This is a genomic window from Microcoleus sp. S1D4 (genome assembly GCF_036700765.1).
GTDB lineage: Bacteria > Cyanobacteriota > Cyanobacteriia > Cyanobacteriales > Microcoleaceae > Microcoleus.
Genome location: NZ_JAUBPP010000012.1, coordinates 121,846 through 144,878, shown reverse-complemented (window position 1 = coordinate 144,878; position 23,033 = coordinate 121,846). Strand labels below are relative to the sequence as shown.

25 protein-coding genes and 2 pseudogenes are annotated in these 23,033 nt (G+C 44.1%); 14 read left to right on the top strand and 13 right to left on the bottom strand.

All coding sequences use genetic code 11. The features are described from left to right. Positions 1-35 precede the first annotated feature (35 nt). The 3 genes and pseudogenes from QT998_RS14875 to QT998_RS14865 form a co-directional block, all read right to left on the bottom strand. Positions 36-2,054, bottom strand: coding sequence for a heavy metal translocating P-type ATPase (locus tag QT998_RS14875; RefSeq protein ID WP_333115051.1), 2,019 nt, complete (start codon positions 2,052-2,054; stop codon positions 36-38). A 223-nt stretch (positions 2,055-2,277) separates the two neighbouring features. After that, positions 2,278-2,716 (bottom strand): annotated as a pseudogene (locus QT998_RS14870) (transposase); the annotation flags it as partial. A gap of 5 nt (positions 2,717-2,721) precedes the next feature. Continuing rightward, positions 2,722-4,119, bottom strand: a complete 1,398-nt coding sequence (locus QT998_RS14865) for a sulfotransferase family protein (protein WP_333115053.1) — start codon at positions 4,117-4,119, stop codon at positions 2,722-2,724. 84 nt (positions 4,120-4,203) lie between these two features. On the opposite strand from QT998_RS14865, the pseudogene QT998_RS14860 reads away from it, so the two are divergent. Beyond that, positions 4,204-4,395 (top strand): annotated as a pseudogene (locus QT998_RS14860) (hypothetical protein); the annotation flags it as partial. A 159-nt stretch (positions 4,396-4,554) separates the two neighbouring features. On the opposite strand, the gene QT998_RS14855 reads toward QT998_RS14860, so the two are convergent. Continuing rightward, on the bottom strand, positions 4,555-4,917 hold the full coding sequence (locus QT998_RS14855) for a DUF4189 domain-containing protein (RefSeq protein WP_333088177.1): 363 nt from the start codon (positions 4,915-4,917) through the stop codon (positions 4,555-4,557). 242 nt (positions 4,918-5,159) lie between these two features. Here QT998_RS14855 and QT998_RS14850 point away from each other — a divergent pair, with 242 nt between their 5' ends. The 3 genes from QT998_RS14850 to QT998_RS14845 are packed head-to-tail and all read left to right on the top strand — an operon-like array spanning position 5,160 to position 6,000. Continuing rightward, the gene (locus tag QT998_RS14850; protein ID WP_333088179.1) at positions 5,160-5,303 is read left to right on the top strand and encodes a hypothetical protein; all 144 of its coding nucleotides are present in this window, start codon (positions 5,160-5,162) and stop codon (positions 5,301-5,303) included. Beyond that, complete coding sequence (locus tag QT998_RS27520) at positions 5,275-5,457, top strand: transposase (RefSeq protein WP_442921531.1); 183 nt, start codon at positions 5,275-5,277, stop codon at positions 5,455-5,457. Before QT998_RS14850 ends, QT998_RS27520 begins: the two co-directional genes overlap by 29 nt. Before the next feature lie 6 nt (positions 5,458-5,463). Next, on the top strand, positions 5,464-6,000 hold the full coding sequence (locus tag QT998_RS14845) for an IS5/IS1182 family transposase (protein ID WP_333218064.1): 537 nt from the start codon (positions 5,464-5,466) through the stop codon (positions 5,998-6,000). 185 nt (positions 6,001-6,185) lie between these two features. Here QT998_RS14845 and QT998_RS14840 read toward each other — a convergent pair whose 3' ends face one another. From QT998_RS14840 to QT998_RS27515, 3 genes are all read right to left on the bottom strand, one after another. Then, entirely contained in the window at positions 6,186-7,037 is an 852-nt protein-coding gene (locus QT998_RS14840) for a sulfotransferase (protein WP_333088181.1), read from the bottom strand. Positions 7,038-7,264: 227 nt separating this feature from the next. Then, entirely contained in the window at positions 7,265-7,459 is a 195-nt protein-coding gene (locus tag QT998_RS14835; protein ID WP_333115057.1) for a hypothetical protein, read from the bottom strand. After that, positions 7,425-7,721, bottom strand: a complete 297-nt coding sequence (locus QT998_RS27515) for a helix-turn-helix domain-containing protein (protein WP_442921978.1) — start codon at positions 7,719-7,721, stop codon at positions 7,425-7,427. The genes QT998_RS14835 and QT998_RS27515 overlap by 35 nt, the downstream gene beginning before the upstream one ends. Positions 7,722-7,901: 180 nt before the next feature. On the opposite strand from QT998_RS27515, the gene QT998_RS14830 reads away from it, so the two are divergent. Then, positions 7,902-8,042, top strand: coding sequence for a hypothetical protein (locus QT998_RS14830; RefSeq protein WP_333088184.1), 141 nt, complete (start codon positions 7,902-7,904; stop codon positions 8,040-8,042). A 246-nt stretch (positions 8,043-8,288) separates the two neighbouring features. Here the strand turns inward: QT998_RS14830 and QT998_RS14825 are convergent, their stop codons facing one another. Beyond that, the gene (locus QT998_RS14825; RefSeq protein WP_333088185.1) at positions 8,289-8,726 is read right to left on the bottom strand and encodes a VOC family protein; all 438 of its coding nucleotides are present in this window, start codon (positions 8,724-8,726) and stop codon (positions 8,289-8,291) included. A gap of 194 nt (positions 8,727-8,920) precedes the next feature. Next, entirely contained in the window at positions 8,921-9,430 is a 510-nt protein-coding gene (locus QT998_RS14820; protein WP_006631343.1) for a TIGR02652 family protein, read from the bottom strand. A gap of 106 nt (positions 9,431-9,536) precedes the next feature. Between QT998_RS14820 and QT998_RS14815 the strand changes: the two genes are divergently transcribed. Genes QT998_RS14815 through QT998_RS14805 form a run of 3 tightly spaced genes read left to right on the top strand, consistent with a single transcriptional unit; the run spans position 9,537 to position 10,857 of the window. Next, a complete protein-coding gene (locus QT998_RS14815) occupies positions 9,537-10,082 on the top strand; it encodes a gamma carbonic anhydrase family protein (RefSeq protein ID WP_333115059.1) in 546 nt (181 codons plus the stop codon). Between the two features lie 41 nt (positions 10,083-10,123). Then, on the top strand, positions 10,124-10,459 hold the full coding sequence (locus tag QT998_RS14810) for a hypothetical protein (RefSeq protein WP_333115061.1): 336 nt from the start codon (positions 10,124-10,126) through the stop codon (positions 10,457-10,459). Then, entirely contained in the window at positions 10,456-10,857 is a 402-nt protein-coding gene (locus tag QT998_RS14805) for a Uma2 family endonuclease (protein WP_442921974.1), read from the top strand. Before QT998_RS14810 ends, QT998_RS14805 begins: the two co-directional genes overlap by 4 nt. Before the next feature lie 67 nt (positions 10,858-10,924). Here the strand turns inward: QT998_RS14805 and QT998_RS14800 are convergent, their stop codons facing one another. Both QT998_RS14800 and QT998_RS14795 read right to left on the bottom strand, forming a co-directional pair. Further along, positions 10,925-11,248 carry a type II toxin-antitoxin system RelE/ParE family toxin gene (locus QT998_RS14800; protein WP_333115063.1) on the bottom strand — a complete coding sequence of 108 codons (324 nt, stop codon included), beginning with the start codon at positions 11,246-11,248 and terminating at the stop codon, positions 10,925-10,927. 2 nt (positions 11,249-11,250) lie between these two features. Then, a complete protein-coding gene (locus QT998_RS14795) occupies positions 11,251-11,535 on the bottom strand; it encodes a type II toxin-antitoxin system Phd/YefM family antitoxin (protein WP_172187146.1) in 285 nt (94 codons plus the stop codon). A gap of 215 nt (positions 11,536-11,750) precedes the next feature. Here QT998_RS14795 and QT998_RS14790 point away from each other — a divergent pair, with 215 nt between their 5' ends. Next, positions 11,751-14,219: a GH116 family glycosyl hydrolase gene (locus QT998_RS14790; RefSeq protein WP_333115150.1), complete on the top strand. Its 2,469-nt coding sequence runs from the start codon at positions 11,751-11,753 to the stop codon at positions 14,217-14,219. 361 nt (positions 14,220-14,580) lie between these two features. Here the strand turns inward: QT998_RS14790 and QT998_RS14785 are convergent, their stop codons facing one another. Next, a complete protein-coding gene (locus QT998_RS14785) occupies positions 14,581-15,273 on the bottom strand; it encodes a response regulator transcription factor (RefSeq protein WP_333115065.1) in 693 nt (230 codons plus the stop codon). Beyond that, positions 15,263-16,369, bottom strand: coding sequence for a sensor histidine kinase (locus QT998_RS14780; protein ID WP_333115066.1), 1,107 nt, complete (start codon positions 16,367-16,369; stop codon positions 15,263-15,265). Before QT998_RS14780 ends, QT998_RS14785 begins: the two co-directional genes overlap by 11 nt. A 690-nt stretch (positions 16,370-17,059) precedes the next feature. On the opposite strand from QT998_RS14780, the gene kdpA reads away from it, so the two are divergent. The 5 genes from kdpA (at position 17,060) to kdpC (ending at position 22,852) form a co-directional block, all read left to right on the top strand. After that, complete coding sequence (gene kdpA / locus QT998_RS14775; RefSeq protein WP_333115068.1) at positions 17,060-18,895, top strand: potassium-transporting ATPase subunit KdpA; 1,836 nt, start codon at positions 17,060-17,062, stop codon at positions 18,893-18,895. Between the two features lie 75 nt (positions 18,896-18,970). Beyond that, complete coding sequence (kdpB, locus tag QT998_RS14770) at positions 18,971-21,067, top strand: potassium-transporting ATPase subunit KdpB (RefSeq protein ID WP_333115070.1); 2,097 nt, start codon at positions 18,971-18,973, stop codon at positions 21,065-21,067. Positions 21,068-21,166: 99 nt separating this feature from the next. Then, a complete protein-coding gene (locus QT998_RS14765) occupies positions 21,167-21,775 on the top strand; it encodes a Uma2 family endonuclease (RefSeq protein ID WP_333115072.1) in 609 nt (202 codons plus the stop codon). Between the two features lie 79 nt (positions 21,776-21,854). Next, positions 21,855-22,124, top strand: a complete 270-nt coding sequence (gene kdpF, locus QT998_RS14760; protein ID WP_194066090.1) for a K(+)-transporting ATPase subunit F — start codon at positions 21,855-21,857, stop codon at positions 22,122-22,124. A 98-nt stretch (positions 22,125-22,222) separates the two neighbouring features. Further along, positions 22,223-22,852, top strand: a complete 630-nt coding sequence (gene kdpC, locus QT998_RS14755) for a K(+)-transporting ATPase subunit C (protein ID WP_333115075.1) — start codon at positions 22,223-22,225, stop codon at positions 22,850-22,852. The last annotated feature ends 181 nt before the right edge of the window (positions 22,853-23,033 follow it).

Sequence of the window (23,033 nt, the reverse complement as noted above, 5' to 3'; positions counted from 1 at the left end):
GGCGTAAGTTGGGCAAGGCCCGCCCTGCGAACACTCTATTTCAAAACTCTAGTCGCATTGAAAATAGCTGCTAAAGCCACCCCAACATCGGCAAAAACTGCCTCCCACATGGTAGCTAACCCAAAAGCACCCAAAGCAATAAATATGCCTTTAACTAACATGGCAAAAATGATATTTTGCCAGACAATATTGTGAGTTTTTCGGGCAATTTGGATTGCTTCAGCCACCTTTGACGGTGCATCTGACATAATTACAACATCGGCAGTTTCGATCGCCGCATCGGAGCCCAAACCCCCCATCGCTATGCCCACATCAGCCCTAGCAAGTACGGGTGCATCATTAATTCCGTCCCCCACAAAGACAATTTTATCGCCTTTTTTAGATTGACCGATCAGTTTTTCGATCGCCTCGACTTTTCCTTCGGGTAATAACTCGGCTAAATAGGAATCTAAACCGAGCTTTTTCGCAACACTATCGGCTACAGCTTGATTATCTCCTGTTAGCATCACGATGCGCTCAACACCTAATTTTTTGAGGTCGCGAATAGCCTGTACTGCGTCTTCCTTAAGCTCGTCAGCAATTAAAATGTAGCCAGCGTAGCTGTTGTCTACCGCTAAATGGACGACAGTACCTTCAGCATTGCAGACATCGTGAGGGATATTTTCTCGGTGCAGCAAACGGTCATTTCCCGCAAGCACAATTTGATTATTTACTTTTGCTCGAATGCCATGTCCCGCTATTTCTTCGTAATCTTTAACATCCGATGAATCTATCTTTCCGCCGTAAGCTTCCATAATAGATTTCGCGACGGGGTGATTTGATTGAGATTCTACTTTAGCGGCTATTTCCATTAACGCTGCTTGGGTAAAACCATTTGTAGGCACAATTTGTGCTACTTTAAAAACTCCTTTTGTCAGAGTTCCTGTTTTGTCCAAAACAACTGTCTTGACTGCTGTCAGGGTATCTAGAAAAGTCGAGCCTTTAACCAAAATACCGCCCTTAGCTGCACCGCCAATTCCCCCAAAATATCCGAGAGGAATGCTAATCACCAATCCGCAAGGGCAGGAAATAACTAACAAGACTAGGGCGCGGTAAACCCATAAAAATCTGTCTGCATTAGTTGCTCCAGAAATGAACAAAGGCGGAATTAAAGCCACTGCTAGGGATGCAAATACTACAAACGGCGTGTAGTAACTGGCAAATTTGGTGATAAATTTCTCAGTTTCAGCTTTTTTGCTTCTGGCATTTTCTACTAATTCCAGAATTCGGGAGATTGAAGATTCGCCGAATAGTTTGGTAACTTTGACGGTGATAACTCCTGTCTGGTTAATTGTTCCTGCTAAAACTGTTTCTCCAACTTTCACGGTTCGAGGTACTGATTCTCCGGTTAATGCAGATGTGTCAATCTGAGAATTGCCGTCTATAATTTCACCGTCTAAGGGAATTTTTTCTCCCGGTTTGACAAGGATAATATCGCCGACGGCTACGGTTTCTGGCGAAACTTTTTTGATGTCGCCATTTTGCTTGAGGTTGGCGCTGTCTGGGCGAATTTCTAAAAGCGATCGGATCGATTGACGCGATCGCCCGATCGCAAATTCTTGAAAAAGTTCTCCGATTTTGAAAAACAACATCACACCGACTGCTTCAGGGAGTTTGTGAATAGCGACAGCGCCGAGTGTTGCTATAGTCATTAAGAAATTTTCATCAAAAAATCGACCTCGCAGAATATTGCGCCCCGCAATGGTTAAAACATTCCATCCGCTTAAAAGATAGGCGGGGATGAAAACCAGATATTCACCTATAGAATAGGGCGTGTTGTGGAGTTGTTCTTCAAAAATTAAACCTCCGATAAATAGTACAACAACGGATATAACAGGAATCAATTCTTGCTTCAGATTGAAATCTCCGTGCCCGTGGTCGTGCCCGTGGTCGTGCCCGTGGTCGTGATCGTGGCCGTGGTCGTGGTCGTGGCCGTGGCCGTGGCCGTGGTCGTGGTCGTGGTCGTGGCCGTCGTCACTACAGCAACCGGAATCGCTCGATTTGGCTTTTTGCATGGTGTTTTCTGGGTTTCTGCTTATGTCTGATAGTATGAATAGATGTTCATATTATAGGTTAAAAAGATAATTTACTAGATTTTGATTTCAAAATCTAGCTATTTTTTAGAAAAATATTGTTGAGTTTGTCGTGACGGTGAGAACTAATTAATAATAATAATTGTTCTCAATTGCGGGCAAGTAATTACATGGCTGATACACAAAGATCAAGAAACCGGGTTTTTCAGCGAGATTGAGGGTGTTTGGCGAGTATTTTGGTGAAAAAACCCGGTTTCTGGCTACCCATTTTTTTAAGTATTGTTAAGAGAACATAATCTGTGCTAATCGTCACAGGCAGAAAACATGAAAAAAGGTTTTTGTTGTGAAATAGACATAAAAAAGCCAAAAAGCCTGCCGTAGCAGGGCAGAAAGATTCATCACCAGAAAATTTATGGCGATGGTTATTTCAGAAGTATTAGAAAGTTTAGCCATGACTCTACCAAGGCTGAATCTTCTTTTAGCTTCTCCAAATTTTGTGACAAATTGAGTTACGACTTCTCTCGTCTGACTGAGCTTGTTTCTTCCTTGACTTGCTAATATTTTTTGGGTCTTCCTAGAGGAACGCCACTCATCCTAATTCCTCTTTCTTTGCACCAAGCTCGATTTTCCTGCGTTCGATATAGCAAAATCACTTCACCCCTGACAATATTTCGGTCAAAACCGTTTTCTTCTTCATCCAAGGAAAAGGTTCTTCTAATATAGGTAAATTGAAAAATGGACAGAGCTTTTCCCATCCTTCGCCATCACAAACATCAATAATTAACAAAGATTCTGGACGGTCTTTAAAATATTCAAGCACATTTCTATAATGTAAATCATAAACATAAGACATTCTATCTTCATTAAACGCATAAGTACCATAAACAGCCGCTCTTAATAATCTTCTGATCTGCATCTTAGTCTCCTTACTAGGATCGAAATCAAACGCAGCCCTCTTTGACCAGTGAGCTTCTAAAGACTTTAACCAACATGATTTATTACGCACGGTTAAGATAAACTTACTATCAGGAAATAATTTATATAACTGAGAATAAAAAGGAGCTACCGTTATATCTGTAATCCCATCATAATCATTGAGAATCGAAAAGTCATACTTAGCAGCCATCAGGTCTTGTAAAATTGTCTCATCATCAGGATAATGAACAACATTAATCCCTAGCATATTTAATGCCATTGTTAAGCTTTTAGTTCCCGTGCGACTCAAACCAATTCCAAAAACTTTCATTTTTTTACTTATCATGGGTCTTTGAATAATAATTTTACTTGAAAATTCTATAGTTTCGGCTAACGTTAAAGGAGCTTTTTCCAAAATATTCATTTGCTTAAGTTCGCGGAGAGCAATATTTGGTAAATCCTCAATAAACCTAGCAATTTCCGGCTGACTTGCCTGCTTTGAAATATATTTTTTTGCATAATTTACAGCATATTTAGCAACCGAAAAATCTAAATCTTTTTCTTGTCTTCCCCAATCTTCCTGACAAATAGTTAATTTAGCTTGATGATAATCTTGGCGACTTCTCAGTTCTCTCAAAGCACATTTGGCAAAAATATGGTGATAGAATTGAAAAAAATCATGGATAATGTTAAATTTCTTAAATGCTTTTCCTAGCTTCAGTTTTTTTAGTGCCAGTGCACGAGTTCTTGATTCAGGTCTTAATACATATTTAGCATCATTATCAGGTACTTTAATTGCTTGCATTTCTCTTATTACATCAATTCTAGTAATATGTACACCACAATGAATATGACCTCTGAATTTATCAAGAACATAACAGTCTACGTATGGCAAACTATTGGTGGTAAGGAAAGGAGACATATCCTCCATAATTAAACAATCAGCATCCATGAAGACAACAAAATCACAATCGTAATTCATTTTCAGCATTTGCTGAACAGCGTGGGCAAAAGGTTTAACATTTTCAATAATATGAACTTGACGAGGCTGAATATTTTTGATAGCTAGGTCTAAGGCTATTTGGGATGTTCTTTCGCCAACAGTTCTAAAAACTAAATCGATTTTTTTCATGGTATTTTAATTCCAAGCCTGAGTTTTTAACTTGGAAAGCTTATAGAACCCATTTGAGATTTTTTGACGATCGACAGACAACTGGCGATCGCCAGTCGTAACGATACCGAACGCCGCCAAGGCCGCCAGCGGATGGGCACTACCTTAGTTATGGCTTTAGCCCACATTCACGAGCTCTACGTGGCCCATGTCGGAGACAGTCGGGCTTATTTGATTACCACCTTTGCAGTGGCAAGGCTGGTAGAGTTGCATCACAGGCAAAGTTCGCGGGTCTAGCGCGGGTCTAACGTCTGGCAAGGTTGCCACGGTTGGAGCGATCGGATTGTTGGCAATGTCGATCGGATTGTTGGCAGTATCGGTCGGAGCGGTGGCGGTCTAGCTTTCTCTAGTCTCTAGTCCTATTACCAATTCCCAATTCCCAATTTCAAAGTTGAGTTATCGTGTGGTACAAGCCCAAGCAACTATGCTTCCTGAATCCTCAAGTGCGCTCATTGCTTTGTTTTCAGCTTCGGCGCGAGAATCACCAAGTCCCCAACCAACATGAGTACCATTGTCCGATACAGCACCACAGCTATTCTTAAACCAGACTCGAACCGCGCAATCCTCTGCATTTTTAGAACACTCTGCCAATGCTTTATTTTGAGCAGCAGCACGGGTTGAGTGGTCGTAGCTAAAACCATAGGCACTTGTAGCATCCGATGTAGCGATCGCCCCAAAATTATCTGCCAAAGCGGCGCCACCGGATAAGCATTCTGCTAAAACCAGAAGTACAGCACCAACTCCAAGACGTTTAAGCATTGATTTTCTTCTTTTTGTACAGATATATTAAAAATATAACATAACCAATCTTGTTTAGACTATAGAACCCATTTGAGATCTTTTAAGAGGATGCTAGCCGCAGTTGATCGGCTTGACAACAGTCGATCAGCTTGACAGCAGTCGATCGGCTTGACAGCAGTCGATCGACTTGACAACAGTCGATCGACTTGACAACAGTCGATCAGGTAGAATCAGTAAAGTTAAGCAGGTCAGGGCTGAAAATGGGTTATTCGAGCGATGTGAGTGACAAAGAGTGGGAAATCATCGAGCCATTACTGCCCCAGAAGAAGAAAACTAGGCCACCAGTGTGGACAAAACGGCAAGTTCACGGGCGGCATATTTTATCAACTCAAAAATGGTTGTAATTGGTCTGACCTACCCAGAGATCTACCGCCATACTCGACAGTATTTTGGCATTACCAGAATTGGTGTGAGGAAGGTGCACTCGATCTAATCTTGGTACAGCTACATAGCAAGGTGCGTGAACAAGTCAAAAAAAACCGCAGTGGACGACATTAATCATGGTTGATTCACTCATGGGTAAAAAATACTTGTAATGCTAGTATTGAGTCGAAAGGGTTTTGTTTTTACAAGACAACAAACGGTATCAAAAGACACCTAGCCGTCGATATCCTGGGCTTTCCGTTCTTTACTCATTGCACCAAAGCTAGCTTATCTGATGATTGTGGTTTGATTGAAATGTTTTCCCAAAACATCGATTATTTCAAATTGAAACCTGTCGAGTTACCGAAGACAACCATCTTATTAGATAACGGCTATCATCCTGAAAAACTCACTCAAGCTTTGGAGGAGATTTACCCTGACATTATGACTAAGATTCAATTTGAACTCTCAGCCAAACCATCAAAAGCAGAGAAGGCAGCTAAAGGGCAATCTGGATTTGTGCCTGTGGCGGCTAGATGGGTAATTGAACGTTCAAATGCTTGGGTAGATCGATGTAAAAGCTTAATCAAGAATTTTGACCGTACACTCGCTCGTTCCAATGCCAAGCTCAAGCTGTGTTTCATTCGGCTAATGCTCAAACGGCTAGCATCCTCTTAAAAAGATCTCAAATGGGTTCTATATCCTTGAAGCTATATTAAGTGCAGATTCATAGTGAATTGGTATGAGCCGCCTCCTTGTGGAGGGTGAACGCTTAATAGCAGAATTTTTATGGCAAATTTACAATACTCCGAACAATTTTGAGTTGAGAAGAGGTCTGAGAAATATCAAAAGTTGGTTCGATGCTACACCTCCCATTTCAATTCTTCGTTTTCTTTATCGGCAATTTCTTCAAATAAACGCTCCACAGTAGGGTCAAGTTCTTGACGCCAACGCAAATCTAAAGTAATTTCTAAACCATGATTTTGGTAATAATCTGAGCAACGCTTTGATACCTTATGTAAAAATTCTTCTGTATTTTTGTGTTGAGCCTTTACTATTAAAAACTTCGTTCCGTTGTTTCCTCCTACTGGATGATGTTCGTGCTGGTAATATTTAACCATTTGGGGTTGATAGTCTATTTCCAAAAAATCGCAAAGCGTTATGATGACACTTTCTACATTTGTGGCAAGATGTTCATATTTTATTTTAATTTTATTACCATTAAAATGACGGTACAATTCTTGGGTTTCATTAATGAGTTCCTTCCAATCATCAATTATTTCTTTGACATTTTTTTGAGGATATTTTCTGGTGCGGGAATTGATAACTGCCCGCCCATCTCTTTGGAGAAATATCAAAAAAGGTTGGGAAGATGTTTTTTGAATAGTGGCTATTTGTTCTTCTAGCCAAGAAGTGTTTTTTGTAGAATCAATTACAATTGGCTTTTGTGTTTTGAGCGATATTTGTTCGTATAAGTCTAGGTGAGTGCTAGTAATAAAATCTTTCCAAACTGGACAATTGATACCACAAAGGTTGCAAGTTCTTTTTATGGGGTAGTTTGTATTTTGCATGAATCTGGCTTTCCTTGCCTCTCCCGAGTAGAAACAATCCTGATGACTTCCCAGTATAAGTCCTAGAAGCGTAGAGCCAGAGTGACCAGCGCCACAGATAAAACAAACCTTTTGATTGATTCTTGATCCAGAATTTAGCACCATATCGCTGTAAGAAATAAATTGCTTTGGGAGAATATTTTAGAACTTTAATTAACACACAATTTCACTGACGGAATATCAAAACACTGAGTTGTTAATCCTTCACACTGCTGTTTTGACCATTACGGCATCAATTGCCTAAGCTTGTAGTCATACTCAGGAGGCTCAAATTTTTCCATGCCAGAACTAGGATTAAGGGTTAGCTCACCAAAGATATGACGGCCAATATCCTAAAAATCGACGAGTAAAAATGGCTGCTCGCTTGCTAAGGTTTCAGCCATATCAATTATAACAGTAAAGTTTGTAGGTTTCATCAGTTCTCCCCGATAGCGGGGGTATTCTTCACCTAGAGCTAAGTCGAGAATCTTAAAATTGTTTTTATACTCGGACTTATCCCCAGGCTTCTTGAACTTTTTGGCTAACATTTTTTAATTGCTTTGGTTCTTGTTTAGCCCAGTCTTTGATTTGGGCTTTCTGCGAAGAGTTAAATAGTGCCTCTTCACCTCTTCCTGGTTTATTATAAAGTCCTATCATTCCCTCTAATTCCCACCGAGTGAACCACTTATAGAGTGTCTTATAACTTATTCTGAAAATATTCATTAACTCTCTTTTTTTTACTCCTTGCGAAGCTAATATGAGGCAATGTGCTCTCTGACGTACCTGATAATGTTGGCTTTGGCGATGAATTCGAGTCGAGCAATTTAGACAAAAGAGGATTTATTTTCCTGATAAACATAGGAAATTCTAATTAACTCATAATTTTGCCTGGAATATCCTTCTACTATGTATTTGTGTAATTAATTCTGTCTAATACCAATTCACTATGAAGGTACACGCTCATATAGGCTAAAGTAGAGGAGATCCAATATGGCCAACAAATTTCAGGTAGAAATCCAGGAAACGGTTGAGGAACTAGAGCATCGACTCGAACGGGCTATAACCGCAGTAAGTAAAGAAACATTACTGCTATTATACTTGATTGCCACCCAAAAAATCGGTGTTGCTTAATCATGGTATGAAAAAAATAAGTTGAAAATCCAAACGCTTTGTGAATACTGGTTTCTATGACGGGCATATTTAGCCTTTCATACCGTAAATCAGCAACGCCCATTATTCCTTCTACTGAAGTTATTGGTTAATTGATATCCGGATTAAAGCAGATTAGTGGGATTGGGATTTTTTAACCGCAGATATCAGCAGATGAACACAGATGCACGCTGATGGGATTTCTGAAGTGTTTCAACTCTGACTTAATTAGCTCTTCATGCGCCGGATAAATTCTAAGGGTAAACCGTCTGTATCGGCAATAAAAGCTACTTCGTAAACATTTTGCCCGATCGCCTGTTGAGTCGGTTCTAATAAAACTTTCAAAGCTTGAAACTGGTTTGGTTGGTCTTTAGCAGCTTCCTCAAACCGCTGTTTCAGAGACTGCAACCAACTAGGCAAGTCAGTTGTCGCCTCAGTTAAATCAAAAGATAAATGATAATATCCAACATAATGCTCGTCTCCGAAAGCATCCGGTGCGGGTTTGGGTTCCGGGATTTGGATTAGTTCGATGCGTCCGTTGAGACCTTCCATCCAACAGGCTAGGGTGTAACCTGTAGTAAAGCGATCGCTCACAGTAAATCCCAACTGTTCGTAAAAGGCGATCGCCCGGTGAATGTTAGCAGTGCGAATCGAGGCGTGGTGCATTCAATTTTAGATTTTAGATTTTAGATTTTAGATTTTAGAAGGGAAGTAGGAATTCCGGCTGGGGATTTTAGATTTTAGAGGGTAAATTCGTAATTCGTAATTAAAAACGGTCGCATCTTTAGCGCGAAAGCAATAGAGCCTTCTTCCCTCTTCCTTCTTCCTTCTTCCTTCTTCCCTCTTCCTTCTTCCTTCACTTATTCAAACAACCGAAAATAGGGATATCTAATCGGAACTCCCGGCTCTTTTTCCAAATCAAAATTAATCACTTCCCAGCAAGGGTCTTCTTGAGGATCGGGGCTAAAATCCACAGGCAAACCGTACAGCCTCGGCCGTGGCGATTCCGACTGGCCTCGCCAAGGCGTGCTGCGTTCCAAATAAGCGCTGATTAAGTCGCGATAGCGTTGAGCAACGATCACGCGAGTTGCTCGGTAGCCTTGAGTATAGAGTCGATCGAGCGCTTCGTGAATTTCAAACCGAATCCCGTCCGGGTGGGTGTGCTGGCGATACCATTCATTCTCCCAGCGGCGCCAGTGCCGCCCAGACTGAAGGTGAACCAGTTCCCCCGTTTTTGGATCTGCCTCAAATGCCCCGTGACGCGGACACAAATAGGTATCCGTTAGCGTTAGAGCCGGAATTGTTTGGCGACAGTGGGGACACTGAATTTCCGGGCCAAACATCGGGTATTGCAAGGCAACTTCAATCATTTATTTGCGTCCCAGCATATTTTCTCTGCAAAAGTGCCAAATACTTTTATTATATCCCGTATCAACAACCAGCTAATCTGCTAGAAGTATAACGATCGACCAACAAATGAGCAATCTCAACGAACCTCTGCCTGCACTTCCTTCCTATTGGCCCAGGCCCGATCTATCCCAAGCGGCTTTTGTCGCTGAAGGTGCTGTTGTCATCGGCAGGGTAGAGGTGGCTGCGGGCGCTAGTATCTGGTACGGGGCGGTGGTGCGGGCGGATCTAGAGCGAATTGCGATCGGCTCAACTACCAATATCCAAGATGGAGCAATTCTGCACGGCGATCCGGGGAAACCGACGGTTTTGGAAGATTTCGTGACAGTCGGACACCGAGCCGTGATTCACTCAGCTTACATTGAACGGGGCTGCCTGATCGGGATTGGGGCGATCGTCCTGGACGGAGTGAGGGTGGGAACAGGCTCTATCGTCGGTGCAGGGGCGGTTGTCACCAAGGACGTTCCCCCTCACACGCTAGTTGCGGGAGTGCCTGCCAAACGCCTGCGGGATGTCTCTGAGGAAGAAGCAGCCGAGTTGGTGGAACACGCTAAGCATTACGAAAAGTTGGCTCTGGTTCACGCGGGGAAAGGTTCTGATTTGGGATTTGGTTAGTTGATAGAATAAGATTTTCAGCAAAAAATTATTAGTTTCCAATGGCTTACACCGCGCAAAAAATCCTAACTTTTGAAACATTCCTCGATCGATATTTTGACAACTTCCGCTACGAACTGGCTGACGGAGAATTAGTTGACAGGGAACCCACAGGCCCCCACGAAACCGTCAGCGGTAAACTAGCAACTCAAATTGGCATCGTTCTGGCAGCCGAAAAACTACCCTGGTTCATTCCCCTGAGATGTTGCACCATTCTCAATAAGCTTTTTATGAACAGGCAAGATGCCTGTTCCACAAGAAAATTCACTCTTTGTGGAACAGGCATCTTGCCTGTTCTTGAGAATGGTACAAGATGTGAGTTCCCCGCACTTGTTTGATCCGTCCATTCTCAGATGCAGCTACTGCCCGCCGTCCCGATATTGTCGTGTTAGATGAAACTGCCCTTGTCAGCGAACCTCTCTGGGAAAGAGAACCTGTGATTACGCTGGGACGATCGATTAAATTAGTTGTAGAAGTCGTCAGCACTAACTGGGAAACAGATTACGCCCGAAAAGTTGAAGAGTATGCTATTTTAGGAATTCCCGAATATTGGATCGTTGATTATCGCGGATTAGGGGGTGTGGCTTTTATCGGTAAACCAAAACAACCTACTATCACCGTTTGCCAACTGATTGACCAAGATTACATCCAGCAACAATTTCGCCTCGGTCAACCGATTATTTCTCCTCTGCTAAAAAGCTTGCAACTTCGCTTAGATGATATTCTTCCCCGATAAAGTGGGGTGTCAAACTAAATATATGAATTACGCACGGGTAGTCAGGGTTTCGACACTTCGACGGAGTTTATTCTGATTCATCTATCATCGGTTTTTGGGCAGCGTGTCGCACAAAAATAATCTGAACTCTATCATCAACAATCGTAAACAGAATCCGATAGGCATTTCGTCCCTTGCCGTAAACAAGTTGTCGTATTTCTTCGTCAAAAAAACTATTCTCAAACGCGAAGGAACAACGAGAAGGCATATTTTCTAGCGATAAGATAGCTTTGTACAAGCCTTCTAACCAATTTCTAGCCTTCTGAGAAGAATGATTACTCAACCAAAAATAAGATTCCTCGATCGCTTTTTGCGCTGCGGGTTGGATAATGACTTGATATTTCTGATTCATCGCTAACTGTCTAGCTTATCAAACAGTTGATTGAAAAAATCCTCCGCTTTTTGCCCTTCCCCTCGATCCATTTGTGCCAAACCCAGTTTAATTCCCTTTAAAGTCTCTAATAACTCAACCGCATCTAAAAGTTTCTGATAGGATTCAGCATCCTGAATAACTAACTCTGCTTTCCCGTTGACAGTTAGAACTAAAGGATGTTTTGTTTGTTTGAGCCGCTGCACAAACTCAGTCGTATTACGTTTAAAATCGGTGAGAGAATGTATGTCTCTTGAAAGGTTAATCATAATGATAACATGAAATTAGCATCTAATTAAATGTTAAACGATACCTGCGGAGTTTGTCAATCTAAGCTTAGGTGATATTCTGCCCCGATAAAGTGCCTTGCTGCAATCTAAAATCTAAAATCTAAATCAGAAACTGGGTTTTTTGTGTAAGTCCTATATATACTATTAAAGCTGTGCCGGAATCGCACCGATCGCCCTTGCCACTAACACCTATCATGAACGATCGCACATCTACTCCAAACATCCCCCCGCAGGCCTGGAAACGTCCCATCGGCCTTGGTTGGGAGAATCCCTATACAGTCCGCTACGCCAGCAATCTAGACGACGGGCCCTGGCACGGAATGCCTCTGGGCGGGTTCGGTGCCGGCTGCATCGGGCGATCGTCCCGCGGCGACTTCAACCTCTGGCACATTGACGGCGGCGAGCACATATTTCGCAGTTTACCCGCTTGTCAGTTCAGCGTTTTTGAAGAAACTAAAGGCAAGAAACAAGCTTTTGCACTGTCCACTGAACCGCCTACCGATGGCAGTTTATCGAGTTGGAAATGGTATCCATCGGAAGGAAGAAGGAAGAAGGAAGAAGGAAGAAGGGAAGAAGAAGAAAGAACCGGGGAAGAGTCTAATTCCTCGGGTAGTTATCATGCTTTGTATCCGCGCAGTTGGTTTGTATACGAAAATGTGTTTCAGGCTCAATTAAGCTGCGAGCAATTTTCGCCAATTTTGCCGAACAATTATCAGGAAAGCAGTTACCCAGTTGCCATGTTTGAATGGGTAGCGCACAATCCTACAGATGCGCCGATTACTCTCAGCATCATGCTGACTTGGGAGAATATTGTCGGTTGGTTTACTAATGCCAATAAGTCGCCGAAAGTGATGGTGCGAGATGATGGTAGTCCATTTTATGACTATCAACCCCGGTGGGGAGAAAGTGCCGGAAATTTGAATTTGTTGGTGGAAGATTTTCACCGGATCGGTTGCGTGATGACGCGGTTGACTGCTGAGGACGAACCCCAAGAGGGGGAGGGACAATGGGCGATCGCAACTATTACTAATCCAGCGGTAGAAGTATTTTACCAAACTCGCTGGAACCCGGCGGGGAATGGCGACGAAATTTGGCGCAACTTTTCTGCTGAAGGTTTCTTGTTGGATGACAAAGATGAGACAGCCGCAGCCGCCGGAGAACAGTTGGCTTGTGCGATCGCAGTTCGCTTTACTATTCGACCGGGAAAAACTCGCAAAATTCCCTTTATTATAGCTTGGGATTTGCCCGTTACTGAGTTTGCATCGGGAGTTTGGTACTACCGCCGCTATACAGATTTCTTCGGCCGCAACGGCAAAAATGCTTGGCCGATTATTCGCACTGCAATGAAGCATTCCGATACTTGGCGCGAAAATATTGAAGCTTGGCAAAAACCCATTTTAGAACGCACAGATTTGTCCGACAGTTTCAAAATGGCGCTGTTTAATGAGTTGTACATTTTGACTGACGGCGGTACTCTTTGGAGTGCGGCGGACGAACGGGATCCGAAGGGTCAATTTGGGGTTTTAGAGTGCATTGATTACCGCTGGTACGAAAGTTTGGACGTGCGGCTTTACGGTTCTTTTGCTTTGTTGATGCTGTGGCCGGAATTAGAAAAGTCGGTAATGATTGCTTTTGCTAGGGCAATTTCTGCTGGTGACGATACGCCGAGAATTGTGGGCTGGAATCAAGCTTCGGCGATTAGAAAAGCCGTCGGTGCGACACCGCACGATTTGGGTGCGCCTAACGAACATCCTTGGGAGAAAACCAATTATACTAGCTATCAAGATTGCAATTTGTGGAAGGATTTACCTTGCGATTTTGTGTTGCAGGTTTATCGGGACTTTTTGTTGACTGGCGGCACAGATTGCGAGTTTTTGCAAGATTGTTGGCCGGCAATTGTTGAGGCTTTGGCTTATCTGAAAACCTTTGATGAGGATGGCGACGGCATTCCTGAGAATTCGGGAGCCCCGGATCAGACGTTTGATGATTGGCAAATGCGGGGAATAAGTGCGTATTGCGGGGGTTTGTGGTTGGCGGCGCTGGAGAGTGCGATCGCGATCGGCGAAATCTTAGAAGATGCAGCACCTGAGATAATTCCAAATCCCCAAGAGAAGATTGCATTATATCACAGTTGGCTGTTACAAGCAAGACCTAGCTATCAAGAAAAACTGTGGAACGGTCAATATTACCGTTTGGACAGCGAGAGTAAATCGGAAGTGGTAATGGCAGACCAATTGTGCGGTCATTTTTACGCGAAGCTGTTAGGATTGCCGGATATTGTGCCGCCAGAATGTGCAGTCAGCGCTTTAGAAACTGTGTACGATTCTTGTTTTTTGAAGTTCAACGATGGCGAGTTTGGGGCTGCGAATGGGGTAATGCTGAACGGTTCGCCGGAAAATCCCAATGCGACTCATCCTTTGGAAGTTTGGACGGGGATTAATTTTGGGTTGGCTGCTTTTTTGGTACAGATGGGAATGGAGGATAAAGCCTTTAAATTGACGGATGCGGTGGTGAAGCAAATTTATGAGAATGGGTTGCAGTTTCGGACACCGGAAGCGATTACGGCGGGGGGGACTTTTCGGGCGAGTCACTATTTGCGGGCGATGGCAATTTGGGCGATTTACTATGTTTTGAATCGTAAAACCGCAGATGTTGGCAGGTGAACACTAATTAATGCCGCCTCTGATTTATTGATCTCTCTTTTCTTGAGGCTTTGCGTCATCAGCATCAAGACTGGTTCGATCGTTCAACAGCAACCGTAAACTATACGATCGCCTGCACTGTTGACTGTTAACAATTAACAGTTAACAGTTAACATCATGAGGAGTGCAACCGGAATTGATATGATGCAAGAACTGTAAAGAAACCCGGTTGGGAGTGTGTATTTAATCAACCTGGAATACGCTGTATTATAGCTAGAAACCGGGTTTTTGGGAAAATACACGCCTGAAAACCCTCAATCTCAAAAAAACCGGGTTTCTTTGGGTTTGATGCGTAAGTCTCAATTATTATCAACTACCAGACTTAAGATCGATCGCCTAACAGTTCTTCTGCTACCAATCCTTTCTGAATGGCGAGCACTGCTGCTTGAGTGCGATCGCGCACTTCTAACTTTTGCAAAATTGCGTGAACGTGCACCCGCACAGTCCCCGGGGCAATGTACAATATTTGTGCAATTTCCTGATTGCTTTTCCCACTAGCAACTAAAGCCAATATTTCCTGTTCTCGCTTCGTCAGCGGATTGTCTAAAACTTCCGATTTTCCCCCGACTTTCACAGGTTCAGGATGAGTAAAAACTGCCCTAATTTCCGCAGTTGCGCCCTTATCCCACCAAGAAGCGCCCGACGCTACCGATCGAATTGCCAAAACCAAAGTTTCCGCCGCAATTCCCTTGAGACAATATCCGTGAGCTCCCGCAGCCATCAATCTTTCAATTAACGATTTTTGGGAATGGGATGTTAAAATTAAAATGGGAATTTCTGGATGTCGCTGCTTAATTTGGCGGCACGCTTCAATGCCACCAATTCCCGGCAAACCTACATCCAAAACCACCACATCCGGCAAGTATTCCTGAGTCAATTCTACCGCAGTTTCTCCATCTTCCGCCTCGGCAATTATTTCCAAGCAACTTTCCTGCTGCAATCGAGTTTGCAGTCCCAACCGAAACAGTTCGTCGTCTTCAACTAGCAGAATTCGTAAGGGAGAATTAGGTTTCATTGGCGGAGATTGCTGGTAATCGGAATCCAAACAAAGCACCGTGGGGCAATTTGTTTTCTGCCCAAATTATACCGCCGTGCGCGTCAATAATTTGGCGAGATAAGTATAATCCCAATCCCGATCCTTTAGCTTGCCGATCGCTATTTCCTTGATAAAAACGCTCGAATAGGTGCGAGAGTTCCCCTGCGGTAATTCCCAACCCGCTATCGCTCACTTTCACTACCTGATAATTTGAATGAGATGCCATCACAATTTCTACTTTGCCGCCTCGGGGAGAATGGTTGAGCGCGTTTGTTAGCAAATTAACAAAAACGCGCTGGAGTTGGACTGCATCGCCGTTTACCCACAAAGAGCGACGGAAATCTGACTCTCCGTAACTCGTACTAATATAAACTCGACGCGCCGCCGATAAATCTGCGAGTGTGGCAATTACCTCTGTTGCTAAAGCTACTAAATTTACAGGAGCAAGTTGCAGTTTCAAACCTTCAGTATCGTTGCGGTAAATATCTAACAGGGTTTCTACTAATTGTAGCGACATTTTGTGCGATCGCGCCATTGTTTCGAGAACCTTTTGCTGACTGGGAGTAACATCGCCAAATTTTGCCGATTTAAAAGCTTTAATTGTTTCTATCGCCCCCAGCATCGGCGTTTTCAAGTCGTGAGTCAAAGTAGAGACAAAATCCTCTCGGATGCTGGCTAGCTGCTGCTGAGACTGCAACTGAGCTTTGGCGACTGCGATCGCTTCTTGGTACTGCTGGTTGCGATCGCTCAAATATCCCGTCACTCCCAAAGCCATAACTGCGATCGCTCTATTTGCAACAGTTGCTAGGGCGATCGTTTCTCCAGGAGGGATAAACACATTCAACAAAGTCAAAGCTGCCGCTATCAGCGTAATTTGTAATTTCCCCAACCGACTCAAGCGCGAATTTGCCAGTATAATCGGCCCCGTGTATAAGTATCCAAACAGATACTCCGAGGGAGTGCTAAATTCCAGCGCGATCACAATAGCAAACAAAATGGCGATCGACCATCTTCCGCGCAAATACTTCTCTTGAAGTAGTACATTTTTGGGGATTTTTAATAAGCTTTTAAACATTCTTAATCAATCCATTTTAAAATGACCCGTCCCGGAAAGATTGACCCTCATAAATCTGGATTTTTTACCCAAAAACTCAATTCTAGCCATTAATTCCGCTAAAAAGCCGATTTCTTGAGTCGGAGTCCGTAAATTCTGAAATATTCCGTACATTGTCCCCCCAAAAATAGCGTTTAGACAAAATCTATACCTGCAAGTATAGATTTTTAACATCATCTAAACATTCGCCTATCAATCAAAGTATATGGCAGAAAAGCATAAATTCTAAACAGTAACTTATATCTTAAGACTAATTATCAAACACCCCCAACTTCTGTACAGTAATCAATAAGAGTAAACCTAACCTTGCGGCCTACGGGAGTCGTTCATGAGCTTTGTAGAACCAAAACTCATTCAAGTACCCATCCAATTTAACAGCAGTTATTGCGGCATAGCACTAAGTGCCATACAATTGCCCGATAACTGCTATTGCTTGGGATTAACAAGAGAAAATCGATTAATTCTAGCCAGCGAAATTCCAACGATTTTCTGCGGAGATCGTATCTTAGCAGTAGCAATTAATCGGGCGATAGGCTGCGAACTAGAAGTAACCTTAAAGAAAACTCACCCCGTTTTGTGGACTTCCTTCCGAAGCCATTTTCCGAGGAGTGAAGCGCATTTATTCAACAACGAGGATTTTTTAACTAAGTTATGCTGCAAGGATTAACTCAAATCGGATTAACCCTAATCATTTTAATCGCGATCGCGCCCATCTTGGGCAATTACATGGCGCGGGTGTACATGGGAGAACGAACCATCCTCGATCCCGCCATTAAACCAGTAGAACAACTCATCTATAAAGCAGGCAACATCCGTGTTGTAGATTCCATGACAGGCTGGCAATATGCGCGATCGCTATTATACAGCAATGTAGCAATGGGCATATTTGTTTTTCTAATCTTCATGCTTCAGGGAGTGCTACCTTTAAATCCCACCAGCCTCAGCGCACCAACCTGGGATACCGCCCTACACACAACAATTTCATTCCTCACAAATACCGACCAACAGCATTACTCCGGCGAGACAACATATAGTTATCTATCGCAGTTAACTTTGGGTTTTTTAATGTTTACCTCAGCCGCCACAGGTTTAGCAGTAGGAATTGCCTTTATTCGGGGACTTACCGGGCGCCCGTTAGGTAACTTTTACATCGATTTAATTCAATCAATCACCAGAATTCTCCTACCATTATCTTTAATAATCGCCTTGCTATTGCTAATTTCGGGAGTGCCGGAAACCTTAGCAGGCCCCCAAGTTGCCACCACCTTAGAAGGCAGCACCCAAGTTATTGCCCGCGGCCCAGTCGCTCACTTTGAAAGCATCAAACAACTAGGAGAAAACGGCGGCGGATTTTTCGGGATTAACTCGGCTCACCCCTTTGAAAACCCCAACCCTTTTAGTAACCTGCTGGAAATACTAGCAATGGTTTGCATCCCAGCAGCATTCATTCACACCTACGGCAGATTTGCCAACAACAAAAAACAGGGATGGCTAATTTTTTGGATGGTATTTATAATGTTTGTTGCCTTGATTGGCATTGCAGCAGTTGGCGAATATCAAGGAAATCCTCAAGTCAATAATTTACTGGGTTCCGTGCAACCAAATTTAGAAGGTAAAGAAGTTAGATTTGGCTGGTCGCAAACCGCCCTTTGGGCCGTGACTACAACTGGCACAATGTGCGGTGCCGTGAACGGAATGCACGATTCTTTAATGCCTCCGGCAGGTTTTGCTACTCTGTCTAACTTGTTTCTGCAAATTGTTTGGGGCGGACAAGGAACCGGAACAGCTTACTTATTTATTTACCTGATTTTGAGCGTATTTCTCACAGGATTGATGGTGGGTAGAACGCCGGAATTTTTGGGACGTAAAATTGAAAAGCAGGAAATTGTTTTAGCCAGCGTGGTTTTGTTAGTTCACCCGATCGCAGTTTTAATCCCTGGCGCGATTACCCTCGCCTTTACCGACAGCTTGAGCGGCATCAGCAACCCCGGATTCCACGGCATTTCGCAAGTGATGTACGAATACGCTTCAGCCGCAGCTAACAACGGTTCAGGCTTTGAAGGATTAGGAGATTCTCAACCCGCAGCAACAGGACTTTGGTGGAATTTAAGCACCTGTTTTAGTTTACTTTTAGGGCGCTACGTTCCAATTGTTGCAATGCTGTTGCTAGCTGACAGCATGACAAACAAACAACTGGTTCCCGAAACAACCGGAACACTAAGAACCGATTCCATTTTATTCACCAGCGTAACCGCAGGAGTAATCATAATTCTGGGCGCGCTGACATTTTTCCCTGTCCTAGCTTTGGGGCCAATTGCAGAAGGATTTGAAATTAGCAGCGCTAAGTTGGAACCAGCACCGATAACTGCGCCACCTTTAGCAACGCCTTCGCCTTTCACAACGCCTTTAGCAACGCCTTCGCCTTTAGTAACACCAACACCAGAAGCGACAACACCCGAAGCAACACCAACTCCTCCACCTCAATAGCAAAAAATTGTCAATCTCACCCTCCTCTTTCTCCGTGTTCTCTGTGTCCTCTGCGGTTCATTAAAAATCCAAATTATGGCTTCTTCCAATACCCCTAATTCTCAGAAAAACTCCCGTTCCAGAGGCCCTCGCGAGTCTCGCAAACATACGCCCAAAGCAAATACAAAAGGGCTTTATCAAAGAGCTTTCAAAGAAGCTTTTGTCAAGCTAAACCCGCGGGTGATGCTGAAAAATCCAGTAATGTTTGTGGTGTGGGTAGGCACAATTGTGACTGCACTTTTGACGATCGACCCCACGCTGTTCGGCCCGGTTCCCGGCGAAAATCAGAGAGTTTTCAACGGTTTAGTCACATTTATTTTGTTCTTCACTTTGGTATTTGCTAATTTTGCCGAAGCGGTAGCAGAAGGGCGCGGCAAAGCGCAAGCAGACGCGCTGCGATCGACCAAAGCCGACACCACAGCCCGCAAACTCTTACCAGACGGTTCAATTCAAGAAGTAAGTTCGACAGCCCTGAGACGTGGCGATCAAATTAAAGTGATCGCAGGCGATGTCATTCCCGCTGACGGCGAAGTGATCGCAGGTGTCGCATCTGTGGACGAATCTGCGATCACCGGCGAATCCGCCCCAGTGCTCAAGGAACCGGGTTCGGACATCGCCAGTTCCGTTACCGGCGGGACGCGCATCCTTTCCGACGAACTGACGCTGCGGGTGATGGCCGACCCCGGTAAGGGGTTTTTGGACAGGATGATCGCGCTGGTGGAGGGCGCTGAACGCTCGAAAACGCCGAACGAGATCGCGCTGACGGTGCTGCTGGCGGTGCTGACTCTGGTGTTTTTGATTGTGGTGTCAACGATTCCGCCGATCGGCAATTATGTGAAAACTCCTGTGGGCGTGGTGACGCTGATTTCGCTGCTGGTGGCGCTGATTCCAACAACCATTGGCGGTTTGTTGAGCGCGATCGGCATTGCGGGGATGGATCGCGTTGCTCAATTTAACGTCATAGCGACCTCTGGGCGCGCCGTAGAGGCTTGCGGTGACGTGAATACACTGATTTTGGACAAAACGGGGACGATCACGCTGGGCAACCGTTTAGCTGAGGAATTCATTCCGGTCAACGGTCATTCGCTGGATCAGGTTGCGAGTGTGGCGCTGGCTGCTAGCGTGTTTGACGAGACTCCAGAGGGAAAGTCGATCGTCCGTTTGGCGGAAAAGTTGGGCGCTACAGCAAAATTCGATCGCACCAGCGCCACCGGCCTAGATTTTTCCGCCAAAACCCGGATGTCTGGCACGGATTTGCCCGACGGGACGGAGGTTCGCAAGGGTGCGGTGGATGCGGTGAAGGGTTTTGTGCGATCGCGCGGCGGCAATTTCGGCCCGGATCTCGATGAAGCTTACGAGCGAGTTTCCCGCTTGGGAGGCACGCCGCTAGCTGTTTGTCAAGGTAGCGACACCTACGGAATTATCTATTTGAAAGATGTGATTAAACCGGGAATTCGCGATCGGTTTGACCAACTCCGAAAAATGGGAATTCGCACCATCATGCTCACCGGAGATAACCGAATTACCGCCTCAGTAATTGCCGACGAAGCCGGCGTTGACGACTTCATTGCCGAAGCAACTCCAGAGGACAAAATCGAAGTAATTCGCAAGCAACAAGCAGAAGGCAAATTAGTAGCAATGACGGGAGACGGAACCAACGACGCACCCGCCCTAGCCCAAGCAAACGTTGGACTCGCGATGAATTCTGGAACCCAAGCGGCCAAAGAAGCTGCAAACATGGTGGACTTAGATTCTGACCCCACCAAACTAATTGACTTAGTGACAATTGGCAAACAATTGCTAATTACTCGCGGCGCGCTGACTACATTTTCCCTAGCCAACGACATCGCCAAATATTTTGCAATTATTCCCGCCATGTTTGCCCCAGTTGGCACTTTAAACATCATGGGCTTAGCCAGCGGTCAATCAGCAATTTTATCCGCATTAGTTTACAATGCTTTAATTATTCCCGCATTAATTCCCCTAGCATTAACCGGGGTAAAATTTCGACCGCTGACAGCAAATCAACTATTGCAGCGGAACATTTTAATCTACGGATTGGGCGGAGCAGTTGCGCCGTTTATCGCCATCAAAATAATCGATGTGTTGATTACCGCAGTCGGGCTAGCATAGAGGTTCGGTAGCGAGCAGAGTACGAGATTTAATGGATAGAATAGATTTAGAGGTTCTGCCTCGACGCTCATCTGAAAACCACTCATTGCAAAATGACCTATGAATCCTCAACTTTTGGATAAACCAGTCAGTGAAAGCAACCAGTGCCTCACGCTTTATGATGTTAGCTGGGAGAAATTGGAAGCAATAGAAGCAGCATTAGAAGATTTTCCAAATGTGCGGCTAGCCTACCTCTATGGAACCTTAGATATTATGTCTCCTCTTTCAGAAGAACATGAAGATGGTAAAAGCACTATCAGTCTCTTACTGCTTGCTTATTTTCAACACGCAAACATCCGATTTTACAAGCGTGGTAGCAAGACTCTCGGCAGTATCCAACTAGGAGGAAGGAAAGAGCCTGATGAATCATTCAATCTGGAAACTAAGAAAGAGATTCCCGACATTGTAATAGAAGTAGTTGTCACCAGCGGCGGAGTAAATACTCTGGAAATCTACAGGCGAGTCAAGGTTGCCGAAGTGTGGTTTTGGAGAAAAGGCAAGCTAGCCCTGTACCGTTTGCAAGACGAAGAATACAAACAAGTCGATCGCAGTGAATTACTACCTGATTTGGATTTAACATTGTTCGTTCGTTGTGCAAATATCCCCGATCAATACGATGCTGTAGTTGAGTTTCGCAATGCACTGCGCGATCGACCAGAGCAAGCTTAACAGACTCGTTCCCAGGCTCTGCCTCGTCGATGCTCATTTCAAATTGTCAAGCAATTTAATGTAAAAAAAAGGAAAAATTATGAAACGAAACGCTTTGCTGAATGATGTTTTGCCTAGAGATTTTCAAGACACCGTTGAGTTAGGAGAAATGCTGTGTAAACGCCACCCAATCCCGGTGCAGCTATTTCTAGTAATGTGCTTTAACTTGATAATAGCTCCCGCTGTGTATGCCGCTACGGATGAAGGTTTAACTAAAAAAGCTGCATGGGGTTTAAGCCTTTTGGGTTTAGTAATCATCGGACTCGCAGTTTATTTGTTTACTGTAATTTTCCAACCGGAAAGATTTTAAGCAAACATCCATTACACCCCTTACAAAATCCGTTACATCCGTTACATCCCGTACATTGCTCGTTGCCGAACTTCCTTCTTCCTTCATTGAGGTAATTTATGAGAGAGATAATCAGAGCGATTCGCGTGACCTTAGTCTTGTGGGGAATCACGGCTATTATTTATCCCTTGATAATGCTAGCAATCGGTCAACTCGCTTTCAACTCGCAGGCAAACGGGAGCTTAATTACTAAGCAGGGAGTTGTAGTCGGTTCATCCTTAATCGGTCAATCATTCAGTTCGGATAAATATTTTTGGAGCCGCCCCACCACCACCAATTACAGCAGCTTTGCACCTACTGATTTCGACCCTACAAAGGCAGATAATTTAGCTCAAAAAACGGGGGTTTCGGGAGCTAGCAACCTTGCTCCCAGTAACTCGGATTTGCTGAATCGAGGCAATGAAAAAGATGGTTTCCAAGGGGTGCAAGTAGAATTAGCCCGCCTCAACCAAGCTGGCATCAAACCTGCGGCGGATTTAGTTTACACCTCGGGTTCTGGCCTCGATCCGCACATTAGTGTAGAATCAGCTAGGGCGCAAATTGAGCGGATAGCAAAAGTGCGATCGATCAATCTCAATCAAGTAGAAATGTTGGTATCCAAAAATACAGATGGCCGATTTCTCGGAATTTTCGGCGAACCTGGAGTTAACGTCCTCAAACTAAATTTAGCTCTCGACAGTTTACAATAATTTAGAGTCAGTAGTCAGTAGTCATTAGTCATTAGGGAATTGTTAGCTGTTGACAGTTGACTGTTGACTGTTAACTGTTGACTATTAACTGTTGACAGTTGACTGCCAACTGCCAACTACCAACTGCCAACTAACAACTACCAACTGCCAACTGCCAACTAACAACTACCAACTGCCAACT